The organism is Microbacterium hominis, assembly GCF_013282805.1.
Taxonomy (GTDB): Bacteria; Actinomycetota; Actinomycetes; order Actinomycetales; family Microbacteriaceae; genus Microbacterium; species Microbacterium hominis_B.
The window spans coordinates 1,103,372-1,117,902 of record NZ_CP054038.1; the positions used below are offsets into that span (position 1 = coordinate 1,103,372).

Consider the following 14,531-nt stretch of genomic DNA (forward strand, 5'->3'; position numbering starts at 1 on the left):
AATCGCGCTTCTTTCGGCCGTGCAGACCCGCATCCGTCCGGGGCGGTGCGAACTCGCGCCTACAATTGACCGGTGACCGAAACCCCTGGTGTGAGCAACAACCCCGGCGGGCGTGACGAGACGGTGGATGTCGTCCTCATCGGCGGCGGCATCATGAGCGCCACCCTGGGGACGCTTCTGTCCGAGCTGCAGCCCGACTGGAAGATCGTCGTCTACGAACGTCTCGGCGACGTCGCGCTCGAGAGTTCGAACGCGTGGAACAACGCCGGCACGGGGCACGCCGCCCTGTGCGAGCTGAACTACATGCCCGAGGGCAAGGACGGCTCCGTCGATCCCGCGAAGGCGATCGCGATCAACGAGCAGTTCCAGCAGAGCCGCCAGTTCTGGTCGAAGCTCGTCGAGGAGGGCGTGCTCGACGAGCCGTCGACGTTCATCAACTCCGCCCCGCACATGACCTTCGTGCGCGGCGAGAAGGACGTCAGCTACCTCAAGAAGCGCTACGAGGCGCTCAAGCAGGAGCCCCTGTTCGCCGGCATCGAGTACAGCGAGGACTCCCGCGTCATCAACCAGTGGGCGCCGCTGCTCATGCAGAAGCGCCGCAAGGGCGAGCCGTTCGCGGCCACCCGCGTTCCTGCCGGCACCGACGTCGACTTCGGCGCGCTCACCCGCCAGCTGTTCGCCAACCTCGAGACCCGGGGCGCCGAGGTCGTGCGCAACCGCGAGGTGCGCGGTCTCAAGCGCCTCTCCGACGGCACCTGGCGCGTGTCGTGGCGCAACACCGTGGGGCGCACCCCGGGCACCACGAAGGCCCGCTTCGTGTTCGTCGGCGCCGGCGGCTGGGCGCTCAAGCTCCTGCAGAGCTCGGGCATCCCCGAGATCTCCGGCTACGGCGTCTTCCCGATCGGCGGCCAGTTCCTCAAGACCACGAACCCTGCCGTGGTCGCTCAGCACAAGGCGAAGGTCTACTCGCAGGCCTCGGTCGGCGCGCCGCCGATGTCGGTGCCGCACCTGGACACCCGTGTCGTCGACGGAGAGACCTCGCTGCTGTTCGGGCCGTTCGCCACGTTCAGCCCGAAGTTCCTGAAGACCGGATCGGTGCTCGACATCGTCACGCAGGTGCGTCCCGGCAATCTGTGGCCGATGCTCAAGGTCGCCATCGACAACCCGTCGCTGATCTCCTACCTCGTCGGCGAGCTGCTGAAGAACCACAGCAAGAAGGTCGACAGCCTCCGCACCTTCGTGCCGACAGCCAAGGACGCCGACTGGGAGCTCATCCAGGCCGGTCAGCGCGCCCAGGTCATGAAGAAGGACCCCGAGAAGGGCGGCATCCTGCAGTTCGGCACCGAGGTCGTCACCGGCGGCGACGGCACGATCGCGGGCCTGCTGGGCGCGTCTCCGGGCGCCTCGACGGCGGTGTCGATCATGCTCGGCCTGCTGAGCACGTGCTTCCCCGACCGCATCGACGAATGGTCGCCGCGTCTGCGCGACCTGATCCCGAGCTACGGCGAGAAGCTCAACACGCGCCCCGACGCGGCCGAAGAGTCGCTGACCGTGACCGCCGACACCCTCGCGCTCACCGCGTAGCGCGGCATCCCGGCACCAGGCCGCACACACAGCGCGACCCCGCTCCGAGCGGGGTCGCGCTGTCTGTAGGCTCGCCTGGTGGCGAAACTGTACTTCCGGTACGGGGCGATGAACTCCGGCAAATCCACCGCACTCCTGCAGGCCGCGTACAACTACGAGGAGCGCGGCCAGCACGTGCTGCTGGCGAAGCCCGTGATCGACACCAAGGGCGCCGATCAGATCGACAGCCGCCTGGGCGTCAAGCGCACGGTCGACTTCCTCATCGAGCCCGGCGACGATCTGCGGGCGCTGTTCGCCGGTCATCGTGCGCGTGTGCGCGACCGCGCCGAAGCGGCGCTGATCCCGGAGTCGGCCGCGACCGGCGCGGCCCCCGACGTCGCCTGCTTCCTCATCGACGAGGCGCAGTTCCTCACCCGTGACCAGGTCGACGATCTGCTGCGGATCGTGGTGCTCGACGGCATCCCGGTGCTCGCCTACGGCATCCGCACCGACTTCCAGACGCAGGCGTTCCCGGGATCGCGGCGTCTGATGGAGCTCGCGCACAGCCTCGAGGAGCTGAAGACCATCTGCCGCTGCGGGCGCAAGGCGCTGTTCAATGCGCGCCTGGTCGGCGGCCGGTTCGTGTTCGAGGGCGACCAGGTCGCCATCGACGAGCTCACCGCCGACCGGGTGACCTACGAGTCGATGTGCGCGGAGTGCTACCTGCGCGAGTCGGGCGGACGGCTGGGCTGAGCAGGCGCGCCGGATGGGGCGTGTGAGGCCGCGCCGAGCCGTGTGACGCCGCGCCGAGGGCCGAGCCGTGCAGCGCCGCGCCGAGCCGTGTGACGCGCGGGCCGAGCCGTGTGACACGCGCCCCTTGCTGGTCTGACCACATGGTGTACTGTGGTCAGGCCACCGAAGGAGTCTCCATGCCCGAATCCGCCGCGACGTCGCCGCGTGCCTGGCAGACCGTGCTCACCAAGATCGAGGACGACCTCCTCGAGGGCCGGCTCGCGCCCGGCGATCGCCTGCCGGGCGAGCGCGACCTCGCCGCATCTCTCGGTGTCGGACGCTCGAGCGTGCGCGAGGCGCTGCGCGTGCTGGAGGTGATGGGCCTCATCCGCACCGCGACCGGCTCCGGCCCCAACGCCGGGGCCATCATCACCACGACCCCCACGGTGGCATGACGGCTCTCCTGCGCCTCCAGGTGGCCGCACAGGGCTTCCCGTTCGACGACGTGGTCCGCACCCGTCTGGTGCTCGAATCGGCTGTCGTCGAGGCTCTCGCGGCGCATCCCGCCGCACAGACCGCCGACGCCCACGCGGTGCTGGATGCGATGGATGCCGAGGGCCTGGCCCCCGCGGAGTTCCTCGCCCTCGATGCGCAGTTCCACCTCGCCCTCGCCGATGCGTCGGACAACGTGGTCATCGCCGCGATGATGGCGGGGCTGCGCACCGCGATCGAGACGTACGTGCAGGCCGGGGCGGCGAAGATCCCCGACTGGGATGCCGTCGCCGACCGCCTGCGCGCCGAGCACCGCGACATCGTGGCCGCCGTCGAGGCGGGGGAGGGCACCCGGGCGGCGACGCTCGTGACCTCCCACATCGCGGGCTATTACGCCCATCTCGCCGCGACGCCCGCCGCGCCCGCGGACAAGAACTGACAAGACCGGATTACGGAAGGAACCGCCGATGGTCACCCGCCAACTGCCCAACCCGGCCGAGCTGCTCGAGCTGATGCAGTTCAAGAAGCCCGAGCTCGACGGCCGCAAGCGCCGCCTCGACGCCGCCCTGACCATCGCCGACCTGCGTGCGATCGCGAAGCGCCGCACGCCCAAGGCGGCGTTCGACTACACCGACGGCGCCGCCGAGGGGGAGCTCTCGCTCTCCCGGGCGCGGCAGGCGTTCGAGGACATCGAGTTCCACCCCGACATCCTGCGCCCCGCCGAGCACGTCGACACGTCCACCGAGATCCTCGGCGGGCCCTCCGCGCTGCCGTTCGGCATCGCTCCGACCGGTTTCACCCGCCTCATGCAGACCGAGGGCGAAATCGCCGGCGCGGGCGCGGCCGGCACCGCCGGCATCCCGTTCACGCTCTCGACGCTCGGCACCACCTCGATCGAAGACGTCAAGGCCGCGAACCCCCACGGACGCAACTGGTTCCAGCTCTATGTGATGCGCGATCGCGAGATCTCCTACGGGCTCGCCCGGCGCGCGGCCGCGGCGGGCTTCGACACGCTGCAGTTCACCGTCGACACCCCGGTGGCGGGCGCTCGCCTGCGCGACAAGCGCAACGGATTCTCGATCCCGCCGCAGCTGACGCTCGGCACGATCATCAACGCGATCCCGCGCCCCTGGTGGTGGTACGACTTCCTGACCACGCCGAAGCTCGAGTTCGCGTCGCTGTCCACCACGGGCGGCACGGTCGGCGAGCTGCTGAACTCGGCGATGGATCCGACCATCAGCTTCGACGACCTCGGGATCATCCGGGAGATCTGGCCGGGCAAGATCGTCGTCAAGGGCGTGCAGAACGTCGCCGACTCGAAGCGGCTCATCGACGCCGGTGTCGACGGCATCATCCTCTCCAACCACGGCGGCCGGCAGCTCGATCGCGCCCCGATCCCGTTCCACCTGCTTCCCAAGGTCGTCCGCGAGGTCGGCAAGGATGCCACGGTCATGATCGACACCGGAATCATGAACGGCGCCGACATCGTGGCATCCATCGCCCTCGGCGCGAAGTTCACCCTCATCGGCCGCGCGTACCTCTACGGCCTCATGGCCGGCGGACGCCAGGGTGTGGACCGCACCATCGCGATCCTGCGCTCCGAGATCGAGCGGACGATGACGCTCCTGGGCGTCTCGTCGCTGGCGGAGCTCGAGCCGCGCCACGTCACGCAGCTGCAGCGGCTGGCGCCGGTGGCGCAGCCGGTGCGCCGTGCCCCGACTCGCGCGAAGGCGTAGCACCCGCTGACGCGACCCGCCTGACGCGGAGCGACCCCGGAGATCCTCCGGGGTCGCTCTGCGTGGCTGAGGGCTGTCAGAGGGTCGGGATGAGGCCCTCGAGGAAGGCGGCGGTGTCCTCCCAGCCCTCGACGGCGTGGCACGCCACGCCCATCGCGAGCACCGGGTAGTCGTTGCCGTCCGGGTCGAGGCGGTCGCCGACGAAGAGCATCTCGTCGAGGGCGATGCCGGTCTGCGTCGCGAGCTGGCTCATGCCGTAGGCCTTGTCGATGCCGCGGTGGGTGATGTCCACCGAGGTCGAGCCGCCAGAGCGCACCTCGAGGTCGGGGATGCGGTCGGCAACGGCCGCGCGCAGGGCGTTCTTCTTGGCGCCGGTCGGGTCCCACGCGGTCTTCGCGTCGAGCGGCGCGCGCTGGCCGAGAGCGGAGAACGTGATCTGCGAGCCGCGGTCTTCGAGGATGTCGCCCCAGGTCTCGCTCTCCCAGTAGCCGAGGCGCTTGGCCTCCTCTTCGACCGCCGTCAGCGCGCGGGTCTTCTCGTCGTCGGTGAGCGCGTGGGCGTAGACGGTCGTGATGCCGTCGGCCTCGATGCGGTAGTACTGGGTGCCGCACGTGGGCAGGAGGTGGATGCGACCCAGGACGTCGTCGTCGGTGTCGGGGAGCCGGTCGACCACCTGCGCGGTGAACTGGGCGAGCTGACCGCCGGAGATGATCGCCACCTCGACGCGCTGGGCGAGCGCGATCAGCAGGTCGCCGATGCGCGGGTCGATCGCGCTCTTGGATGGAGCGAGCGTGTCGTCGAGATCGAAGGCGACGAGGCGGGGCGGGCGGCCGGCGGACACGGGACCTCCAGGATGCATTCGGGTGAGACGCGAAAGGCTCCGCCGTCTCCGGCGGAGCCTCTCTGCTGTCGGGGTGACAGGATTTGAACCTGCGGCCTCTTCGTCCCGAACGAAGCGCGCTACCAAGCTGCGCCACACCCCGTTTTCGACAACCCCATGAGTCTACCTGATCGGAAGCGATGCTCCGAACCGAGGGGCGGTCGGAAGGTTATTCACGGGGGAGCAGGGTGAGCAGCGACGCCTCCGGGCGGCATCCGAACCGCACCGGCGCGTAGATCGAGTGGCCGAGCCCGGCGCTCACGTTCAGCGGCACCGTGCGCCCGCCCGCGCGCCACGCGCTCAGCCCGCGGGCCTGGTCGAGGGGGATGTCGCAGTTGGCCACCAGCGCCGAGCGGGAGCCGGGGATGCGCACCTGGCCGCCGTGGGTGTGACCGGCGAGGATCACATCCGCGCCGAGCGCGGCGAATGCGTCGAGCACCCGCACATAGGGGGCGTGCGTGACGCCCAGGGTGACCGTCGAACCCTCGCGGGCGGCGCCGATCGCGGCGAGCCGGTCGGGGAGCACCTCGAGGCGATCCCACCCGCGGTGGGCGTCGCTCACGCCGAAGGCCGCGATGCGCTGCCCGCCGGCATCCAGCGTCGTCGCCTCGTTGTTGAGGGCGATCCAGCCGAGTTCGTCGGCGAGATACCCGTCGAGAGCGCTCGTGTCCAGCGGCTCCGCAGTCGGATTGTGCGACGAGGGGCCGGTGAAGTACCGGATCGGATTGCGCGGGCTCGGTGCCAGATGGTCGTTGGAGCCGTGCACGAACACGCCGGGGATGCCGCGCAGCGGGTCGAACGCGGCGCGAAGGCCGCGCAGCCCGTCGGCGTGACCGAGATTGTCGCCCGTGTTGACCACGAGGTCGGGCTGCAGGTCGGCGAGGGCGGCGATCCACCGCTGCTTGCGGTGCTGCCACGGCGCCATGTGGGCGTCGGACAGGTGCAGCACGCGCACGGCCGGCGAGCCGGGCGCGAGCACCGGCAGGGCGTGGTGGCGCACCGTGAAGAGGTACCGCTCGATGCCGATGCCCCAGACGGCGGCACCTGCGCCGACCGCCCCCACCACGCCGAGCGCGGTGAGGGCGGTGCGAGCCGAAGCGTCGGGCATCAGCCGTTGGAGCCGGTGTCGCCGGTTCCGCCGGTGTCGCCGCCGGTGTCGCCGCCGTTTCCGCCGCCGCCGTCGCCGCCGCAATTGCGCGCGGTGTAGTTGACGGTGATGGTGGTGTCCCGACTGACCTCGGAGCCTGCGCCCGGGTCGGTGCCGGTGGCCTCCGGGTTCCTGCCCGCGTTCTCGTCGGCGGTGCAGGAGCCGCCCTGCACGTTGCGGAATCCGGCCTTGCGCAGCGCGCTGAGGGCCGAGTCGAGGCTGCGCCCCGACACATCGGGCACGGTGACGCCGCGGCCGTTGGACGGGCTGAGGGTCACGGTCGTGCCGCCGGCGACGCGGCCGGCTCCGGGGCTCTGCTCGGCGACCAGACCCTTGTCGATCGACGACTCGACGGCATCGCCCACCTCGACGTTGAACCCGGCGTTCTCGAGGATCCCGGTGGCCTCCTCGACCGACTTGCCGACGACGTTCGGAAGATCGCGCAGCACCTGGCGGGTGAGGTTCTGGTCGGGCTGCGGGAACGCGTCGCCACCGTAGAGGCTGTTCGCGGTGCCCTGGAGATTGCGGGCCAGCACGTAGCGCAGCTGGGAGAACTGGATGCCGTTCGGGGTCCAGTTCCGGAACATGTCGAGCGTGCCGTAGGACTCGTCGACGTTGCCCACCCATGAGGCCGTCGCGACCTTGGAGCTCGACTCCACGAGCCACGTCTGCAGCTGCTGGTGGGTACCCGTCTTGCCGACGAGGGAGGTGCCGTCGTACGGGTTGCCCTGCGAGCCGGTGCCGCCCCGCATGACGCCCTCGAGGGCGTAGGCGGCCGTCGCGGCGACGGCGGGATCGAGCACCTCGGTGCACGTGCGCTCGGGAAGGGCGACCTCGTTGCCGTCGGCGTCGGTGATCTTGTCGATCGCCTTCGGCTCGCAGTACGTGCCGTTGTTGGCGACGGTGGCGTACGCGCCTGCCATCGCGATCGGCGATACGCTGTCCGACCCGATCACCTGGTTGGGGAGGGTCGTGGAGATCGGCTCTCCGACTCCCGCCGCCTGCGCGGTTCCGCGCTCGGTCTGCGACAGGCCCATCTTGGTGGCGACCTTGCCGATGTCGCAGAGATCGAGCTCGGCCGCCATCGCGATGTAGCCGGAGTTGAGCGAGTCGCGGGTGAACTCCATCGGCGTGGCGACGTAGCCGCCGCCGCCGCCGAAGTTGCCCGGCTTCCACTGGTCGGCGTTCACGTAGGTTCCGTTGCACGTGTCGAACGTCTTCACGACGGTGTCGCGGCCGTTGACGACCTCGCGCACGGAGTGCCCCTTCTCGAGCCAGTCGAGGAGGGTGAACAGCTTGAAGGTCGACCCGGCCTGGAAGCCGCCGGAGTTTCCGAACGTGCTGTCGCCGGCGTAGACGATCGAGGTGAAGTTGGCGTCGTCGCTGCTCGTCTCGCGGAACTTCGTGTTCTGCGCGATCGAGAGGATGCGGCCGGTGGAGGCTTCGATGCTCACCGTCGACGCGCCGAGCCTTCCGCCGTCGGCCGACGACGGGACGTTCTCGGCCATGGTCGCGGTGGCGGAGTTCTGCATGCGCCAGTCGAGCGTCGTGTAGACGTTCAGGCCGCCGCGGCGCAGCACCTCCTTGCGCTCCTCCTCGGTCTCGCCGAAGGCGGGATCGCGCTCGATCACGTAGCGGACGTACTGGCAGAAGTACTCGGCGCCGGTCGCGGCCGCGCACCCGGTCTTCGGCTGCGTGATCTTCGGCTCGATCGGGGCCTCATAGACCTCGTCGAACTGCTCCTGCGTGATCTTGCCGTCATCGAGCAGACGCCCGAGCACGTACTGCTGTCGCTGCTTGGTGAGGGCGTACCCGTCGGCCGCGCCGTTGACCTCGTTGTTCGGCTGGTCGATGCGGTAGGTGTTCGGGTTCTGCACGATGCCCGCCAGCGTCGCCGCCTGGGCGAGGCTCAGGTCCTTCGCGGCGACACCGAAGTAGTACCGCGAGGCCGCGTCGATGCCGTAGGTGGTGCCGCCGAAGTTCGCGATGTTGAGGTACCCGAGCAGGATGTCGTTCTTGGAGTACTTCTGCTCGAGCGAGATCGCGTAGCGCATCTCCTGCAGCTTGCGCTGGATGCCCTCGCTGCCGTCGGAGCGCGTCGCTTCGAACCAGCAGTTGTAGCGCTCTTCCTCGTTGGCCGCCTCGGCCTCACAGCGCTGCACCAGGATGTTCTTGACGTACTGCTGGCTGATCGAGGAGCCACCCTGCGTCTCGGCACCGCCGGCGACGTTGCTCATCACGGCGCGGGTGGTGCCGATGAGGTCGACGCCACCGTGCGAGTAGTAGCGCGGGTCCTCGCTGGAGAGGATCGAGTCGTACATGATCGGGGCGATCTCGTCGAACTCCACCGGCGACCGGTTCTGGTCGTAGAACTGCGTCATCTCCACGTACTCCCCGGTGTCCGGGTTCTTCGCGTAGATGGTCGTCGGCAGCATGAGCTTGTCGATGTCGAGAACGCTCGGCAGCTTGTCGAACATCGTGATGGCGCTCGACGCGGCGGCGCCCGAGAGCGCGATGGCGGGGGTCACCGTCGCGCTGATGAGCACACCGGCGACCGCGCTCAGGCCGACGAGGCCGGCGAGTCCGCCGAGCACACCGCTAGCCGTCCGATTCTTTCCAGGCATAGGGTTGATCGTAGGGGAGGTACCTGGGCGATCCCCGCACAGGCATGCCCCTGTGGATGACATTCCCAGCCCCCCGAACACCGAGAAGGCACCGCTTTCGGCGCCCAGACGAGGAGTCCCGATGACGACGTGGGAGTACTTGACCACGCCCCTGCTGATCCACAACACGGCCGCGATCCTCAACAACTGGGGCAAGCAGGGGTGGGAGCTCGTCCAGGTCGTCCCCGGCCCCGAGGGCGGCCTCGTCGCCTACTTCAAGCGCCCCGTCGGCGGAGGCTCGGCCAACGCCGGATTGGATGCCGCGGCCGTGGCGGCCCAGCAGTTCGAGGGCAACTGACATGGCGGTCTCGCAGCGTCTCGCCGAGCTCGGCATCCAGCTCCCCGACGTCGTCCCGCCCGTCGCCGCCTACGTTCCCGCGCGGGTGCACGGCGACCTCGTCTACACCTCCGGTCAGCTGCCCATGGTCGCCGGCAGCCTGCCGGCCACGGGCAAGGTGGGCGACGGCCACGGGCTCGTGCCCGCCTCCGACGCCAAGGACTACGCCCGCACATGCGCGCTCAACGCCGTGGCGGCTGCCGCGGCGGTCGCGGGCGGTGTCGACCGGCTCGCCGGCGTGCTCAAGGTCACCGGGTTCGTCTCGTCGGTGCCCGAGTTCACCGGCCAGCCCGGCGTCATCAACGGTGCGAGCGAGGTGCTCGGCGAGATCTTCGGCGAGGCCGGCCGCCACGCCCGCTCGGCCGTGGGCGTTCCGGTGCTCCCGCTGGATTCGCCCGTCGAGGTCGAGGTGATCTTCACCCTCGCCTGAGAAGACCATGCAGAGAGGGGATGCCGCGGCGCGCGGCATCCCCTCTCTGCATCTGTCCGCTACTTGACCTGCGCCGAGATCACGCTCATGACGGCAGTGTCGGCCAGCGTGGTCGTGTCGCCGACCTCGCGACCCTCGGCGACATCCCGCAGGAGGCGTCGCATGATCTTGCCGGAGCGGGTCTTGGGCAGCTCGCTGACGATGTAGATGTCGCGGGGGCGCGCGATAGGTCCGATCTGCTCGCCCACCCACAGCCGCAGCGATTGCGCCAGGCCCTCGGGGGAGTGCTCCCGCAGGAAGCTCTCCTTCAGGATCACGAAGGCGACCACGGCCTGCCCGGTCGTCTCGTCGGAGGCGCCGACCACGGCCGCCTCGGCGGTGGCCTCGTGGGCGACGAGCGCGGACTCGATCTCGGCCGTCGACAGCCGGTGGCCCGAGACGTTCATCACGTCGTCGACGCGGCCGAGCAGCCAGATCTCGCCGTCCTCGTCGAGCCGCGCGCCGTCGCCGGCGAAGTAGTAGCCCTGCTTCTGGAACTTCTCCCAGTAGGTCTCCACGAACCGCTCCGGGTCGCCCCAGATCCCGCGCAGCATGCTCGGCCAGGGCTCGGTGAGCACCAGGAGCCCGCCGTTGTCGGTGCCGACGTGCTCGCCCGACTCGTCGACGACGTCGACGGAGATGCCGGGGACCGGCACCTGCGCCGAACCGGGCTTGGTCTCGGTCACGCCCGGCAGTGCGGAGATCATGATGGCCCCCGTCTCGGTCTGCCACCACGTGTCGATGATCGGCGCGGCGTCGGCGCCGATGATCGTGCGGTACCACATCCACGCTTCGGGGTTGATCGGCTCACCCACCGAGCCGAGCAGCCGGATCGACGACAGATCGAAGCTCTGCGGCACGGCGCGGCCGATCTTCATGAACGAGCGGATCGCGGTGGGGGCCGTGTAGAGGATCGTCACTGCGTACTTCTGCACGATCTCCCACCACCGGCCGGGGTGAGGGGAGTCGGGCGTGCCCTCGTAGAGCACCTGCGTCGCCCCGTTGGCCAGCGGACCGTAGGTGACATAGGAGTGGCCGGTGATCCAGCCGATGTCGGCCGTGCACCAGTACACGTCGGTCTCGGGGTGGATGTCGTGCACGACCTTGTTCGTGAAGGCGGCCTGGGTCAGGTAGCCGCCCGAGGTGTGCAGGATGCCCTTGGGCTTGCCCGTCGTGCCCGACGTGTAGAGGATGAACAGCGGGTTCTCGGCGGGAAAGGCCCGCGCCTCGTGCTCGGCCGGCGCCTGCGGCACCGTCTCGTGCCACCACAGGTCGCGGCCGTCGGTCCACTCGACCGCGTTCTCGCCACGCTTGACGACGAGCACGTGCTCGACGGTCTCCTGCACCCCCGAGCCGTTGCGGTCGGCCAGCGCCTGGTCCACCGCGGGCTTCAGCGGCGACACCTTGCCCTTGCGGTACCCGCCGTCGGCGGTGATGACGAGCTTGGCACCCGCGTCGTCGATGCGCGCGCGCAGGCTGTCGGCGGAGAAGCCGCCGAAGACGACGGAGTGGATCGCGCCGATGCGTGCCACGGCGAGCATCGCGGCGACCGCCTCGGGGATCATCGGCATGTAGATGGCCACGCGATCGCCCTGGCCGACGCCGAGGCCCTCCAGCACGTTCGCGAGACGCTTGACCTCGTCGGTCAGTTCGGCATAGGTCACGCGACGCTCGTCGCCGGGCTCGCCCTCCCACAGCAGCGCCACGCGGTCGCCGTTGCCGGCGGCGACGTGGCGGTCCAGGCAGTTGTAGGCCACGTTCAGCTCGCCGTCGGCGAACCACTTCGCGAACGGGGGGGTCGACCAGTCCAGCACCTCCGTGAAGGGGGTGTGCCAGTGGAGGTCGCGCGCCTGCTGCGCCCAGAACGCCTCTCGGTCGGTCGCGGCCTCGGCGTACAGCGCGGCGTCTGCGACGGCGTTCGCGGCGAATTCCTCCGACGGTGCGAACCGTCGGGTCTCGGTGAGGAGGTGGTCGATCTGACTGGTCATGGGCGCGCTCCTTCGCGGCTGGCACGGGTCTGCCGGGTCGTCGGCGAGTCTGCGAGGAAATGTAGCGCGGCGTCCCGTCTGCCACTACCTCCGATAGTGGGGGGCGGCGTAACAAGGTTGTAACCGATATATCGCTGGAGAACGCTCCCAAACGGTTGGTGGGAACGCATCCAGTCGCATATGCTCTTGCACGGCCGAACATCGATTCTGGCATTGCGGCACCCGAATCACCCCCGAAGTGAGGTGCCGCGCGTGGCGGCATCCCATTCCCCCCATGGGATGCCGCCCCTTACTTTTTCCGCCGCCGCGCGCGGCGCGCTCTCTTCTCCCCAGGACGGTTTCCGGGTGATTCCCTCCACGGGTGGCCGCTTCCCGCCCGGGTCGACGGGCGGCCCGCCTACCGTCGGGGCATGCCCGATGCATTCGTTCCCCGGCCCCGCACGCCGCACCTCGTCTCCGCCGCCGCCACGGCGGAGGATGCCGACGACCGGCGGGTGCTCGATGAACTGGAGCGCGAGGCGTGGCCCTCGCCGGCTGATCTGCCGCGCCCCTGGGTCGCGACCCCGCGCGTGCGCGCCGATGCCGCCACCGATGCCGCCCCCGCCGCCGCCCCCGAGGAGGTGCGCGAAGCGCCTACGCGCCACGCAGCCGCGCGGCTGCTGCACGGCGCCGTGCACCCGGGGGTCGCGGCACTGGCCGCTCACCTCGACGACCCTGCGGTCACCGACCTCTTCGTCAACGGGGCAGAGGGCATGTTCGTCGATCGCGGCGACGGGCCCACGGAGGTCGCCCGCTGGCGCGCGGCCGAAGAGGAGGTGCGCGATCTCGCGGTCGCGCTGATCGGGCTCGGCGGGCGTCATCTCGACGACGCCGCGCCCTGCGTCGATGTCCGCCTCGAGGGCGGGATCCGCGTGCACGCCGTTCTTCCGCCCGTCTCGGCGACCGGCACGCTCATCTCGGTGCGCGTCCCCCGCGTGGAGCGCGCGACCCTGACCGCCCTCGCCGAGCGGGGCATGTTCGGTGCGCGGGTGGGGGAGAGGCTGCACGAGCTCGTCGCGCGGAGGGAGAACGTGCTCGTGACCGGTGCGGCCGGTGCGGGCAAGACGACACTGCTGGCCGCCCTGCTGGCGGCGGCGTCTGCGCGGGAGCGGCTCGTGACGATCGAGGATGTCGCCGAGCTGAACATCGACCATCCTCACCATGTGCGGCTGGAGGCGCGCCAGCCGAACCTCGAGGGCGCCGGCGCCGTCTCGCTGACCCGTCTGGTGCGCGAGGCCCTGCGCATGCGACCCGACCGCCTGGTCGTGGGGGAGTGTCGCGGCGAGGAGGTGCGCGAACTGCTGTCGGCCCTGAACACGGGGCACGACGGCGGCGCCGGCACCGTGCACGCGAACAGCATCGACGACGTACCGGCGCGAATGGAGGCGCTGGGGGCCTTGGCCGGGCTCGACCCCGCATCGATCGCGCGCCAGGTCGCCAGCGCGATCGGCTGCGTGCTCCACGTCTCGCGCGGTCGCGACGGCGTGCGCCGGCTCGCCGGAGCGGGCCGGCCGGTCGTCGACGAGACCGGCCGTCTGGTGATCGAGAGGCTGCCGTGGGAGTGCGCGTAAGCGACGCTGCGACTGCGGCCGCGACCGCCGACACCGTGCTGCGGCTGGCCGTGCTGCTGCAGGCGGGCATCGCCCCGGCACGCGCGTGGCACCACCTCGCCGCCGCGGGCGACGCGACAGCCGCGCACGTCGCGGGTCAGATCGCCGAGGGGCGGAGCTGCCCGCGGCCATCGACGCGCTCGGCGGCTGGGCGGATGTCGCCGCCGCCTGGCGCATCGCCGCAGCGGTCGGCGCACCGCTGGCCGACAGCCTGCGCGCCATCGCGCACGCGCTGACCGACGCGCAGGAGGCGGCCGACGAGGTGCGCGCGGCCCTCGCCGAACCGGCCGGCGCAGCCCGGCTCATGGGATGGCTGCCACTGATCACGATCGGCCTCGGCGCGGCGCTGGGCTTCGACACCATCGGCGTTCTCATCGGATCACCAGCCGGGTGGGTGTGCCTCCTGGGCGGGCTGGCGCTCGTGGCGGCCGCGCAGGGGTGGACGCGCGCCCTGGTGCGGCGTGCGCGCGGCGACAACGCCGTTCCGGGTCTGGACGCCGAACTCCTCGCGATCGCCCTCAGCGGCGGCGCCTCGATCGACCGCGCCACGGGCCTCGTCACGCGCGCCCGGGATCGCCCGATCGACGACGGGGCGCGCGCGGTGCTGGATCTCTCCCGGGCCGCCGGCGCACCCGCTGTCGAACTCCTGCGCGCATCGGCGGGCTTCTCCCGCCACCGCGTGCGCGCCGAGGGCAAGGTGCGCGCCGCCCGCCTCTCGACGCGCCTGCTGATCCCGCTCGGGGTGTGCACGCTGCCGGCGTTCGTGCTGCTGGGTGTGATCCCCCTCTTCCTCGGCGTGGTCGGCGTGCTGGCGCCGCTCCCGCTGCTCACCGCCGTGCCCGCCGACTGACACACACCCTATAGATAGGAGCATC

At 70.6% G+C, this 14,531-nt stretch carries 13 protein-coding genes and 1 tRNA gene; 9 read left to right on the forward strand and 5 right to left on the reverse strand.

The window, feature by feature from the left end:
- Positions 1 to 72 precede the first annotated feature (72 nt).
- The 5 genes from HQM25_RS04785 to HQM25_RS04800 all read left to right on the forward strand — a co-directional run bounded on the left by HQM25_RS04785 (position 73) and on the right by HQM25_RS04800 (position 4,523).
- Positions 73 to 1,584, forward strand: coding sequence for a malate:quinone oxidoreductase (locus HQM25_RS04785; RefSeq protein WP_302182840.1), 1,512 nt, complete (start codon positions 73 to 75; stop codon positions 1,582 to 1,584).
- A gap of 78 nt (positions 1,585 to 1,662) precedes the next feature.
- Positions 1,663 to 2,316: a thymidine kinase gene (locus HQM25_RS04790; protein ID WP_172989208.1), complete on the forward strand. Its 654-nt coding sequence runs from the start codon at positions 1,663 to 1,665 to the stop codon at positions 2,314 to 2,316.
- Positions 2,317 to 2,492: 176 nt separating this feature from the next.
- A complete protein-coding gene (locus HQM25_RS18075) occupies positions 2,493 to 2,750 on the forward strand; it encodes a FadR/GntR family transcriptional regulator (protein ID WP_438803621.1) in 258 nt (85 codons plus the stop codon).
- Positions 2,747 to 3,226, forward strand: coding sequence for a FadR/GntR family transcriptional regulator (locus tag HQM25_RS04795; protein WP_438803622.1), 480 nt, complete (start codon positions 2,747 to 2,749; stop codon positions 3,224 to 3,226). Before HQM25_RS18075 ends, HQM25_RS04795 begins: the two co-directional genes overlap by 4 nt.
- A gap of 28 nt (positions 3,227 to 3,254) precedes the next feature.
- On the forward strand, positions 3,255 to 4,523 hold the full coding sequence (locus tag HQM25_RS04800; protein ID WP_172989209.1) for an alpha-hydroxy acid oxidase: 1,269 nt from the start codon (positions 3,255 to 3,257) through the stop codon (positions 4,521 to 4,523).
- Between the two features lie 76 nt (positions 4,524 to 4,599).
- On the opposite strand, the gene HQM25_RS04805 is transcribed toward HQM25_RS04800, so the two are convergent.
- From HQM25_RS04805 to HQM25_RS04820, 4 genes are all read right to left on the reverse strand, one after another.
- Complete coding sequence (locus tag HQM25_RS04805; protein WP_172989210.1) at positions 4,600 to 5,364, reverse strand: HAD-IIB family hydrolase; 765 nt, start codon at positions 5,362 to 5,364, stop codon at positions 4,600 to 4,602.
- A 68-nt stretch (positions 5,365 to 5,432) separates the two neighbouring features.
- Positions 5,433 to 5,506: transfer RNA gene (locus tag HQM25_RS04810), tRNA-Pro, on the reverse strand.
- Between the two features lie 66 nt (positions 5,507 to 5,572).
- Entirely contained in the window at positions 5,573 to 6,511 is a 939-nt protein-coding gene (locus HQM25_RS04815) for a metallophosphoesterase (protein WP_172989211.1), read from the reverse strand.
- Positions 6,511 to 9,174 (reverse strand): transglycosylase domain-containing protein, encoded by a 2,664-nt coding sequence (locus HQM25_RS04820; RefSeq protein WP_172989212.1) that lies wholly within the window; start codon positions 9,172 to 9,174, stop codon positions 6,511 to 6,513. The genes HQM25_RS04815 and HQM25_RS04820 overlap by 1 nt, the downstream gene beginning before the upstream one ends.
- A 121-nt stretch (positions 9,175 to 9,295) precedes the next feature.
- Here HQM25_RS04820 and HQM25_RS04825 point away from each other — a divergent pair, with 121 nt between their 5' ends.
- Positions 9,296 to 9,511 carry a DUF4177 domain-containing protein gene (locus tag HQM25_RS04825; protein ID WP_172989213.1) on the forward strand — a complete coding sequence of 72 codons (216 nt, stop codon included), beginning with the start codon at positions 9,296 to 9,298 and terminating at the stop codon, positions 9,509 to 9,511.
- A 1-nt stretch (position 9,512) separates the two neighbouring features.
- Complete coding sequence (locus HQM25_RS04830) at positions 9,513 to 9,980, forward strand: RidA family protein (RefSeq protein WP_172989214.1); 468 nt, start codon at positions 9,513 to 9,515, stop codon at positions 9,978 to 9,980.
- Between the two features lie 59 nt (positions 9,981 to 10,039).
- Here the strand turns inward: HQM25_RS04830 and acs are convergent, their stop codons facing one another.
- Positions 10,040 to 12,007 carry an acetate--CoA ligase gene (acs, locus tag HQM25_RS04835; protein ID WP_172989215.1) on the reverse strand — a complete coding sequence of 656 codons (1,968 nt, stop codon included), beginning with the start codon at positions 12,005 to 12,007 and terminating at the stop codon, positions 10,040 to 10,042.
- A 410-nt stretch (positions 12,008 to 12,417) separates the two neighbouring features.
- On the opposite strand from acs, the gene HQM25_RS04840 reads away from it, so the two are divergent.
- Positions 12,418 to 13,617: a TadA family conjugal transfer-associated ATPase gene (locus HQM25_RS04840; RefSeq protein ID WP_172989216.1), complete on the forward strand. Its 1,200-nt coding sequence runs from the start codon at positions 12,418 to 12,420 to the stop codon at positions 13,615 to 13,617.
- A gap of 85 nt (positions 13,618 to 13,702) precedes the next feature.
- A complete protein-coding gene (locus HQM25_RS04845; protein WP_254359551.1) occupies positions 13,703 to 14,506 on the forward strand; it encodes a pilus assembly protein TadB in 804 nt (267 codons plus the stop codon).
- The last annotated feature ends 25 nt before the right edge of the window (positions 14,507 to 14,531 follow it).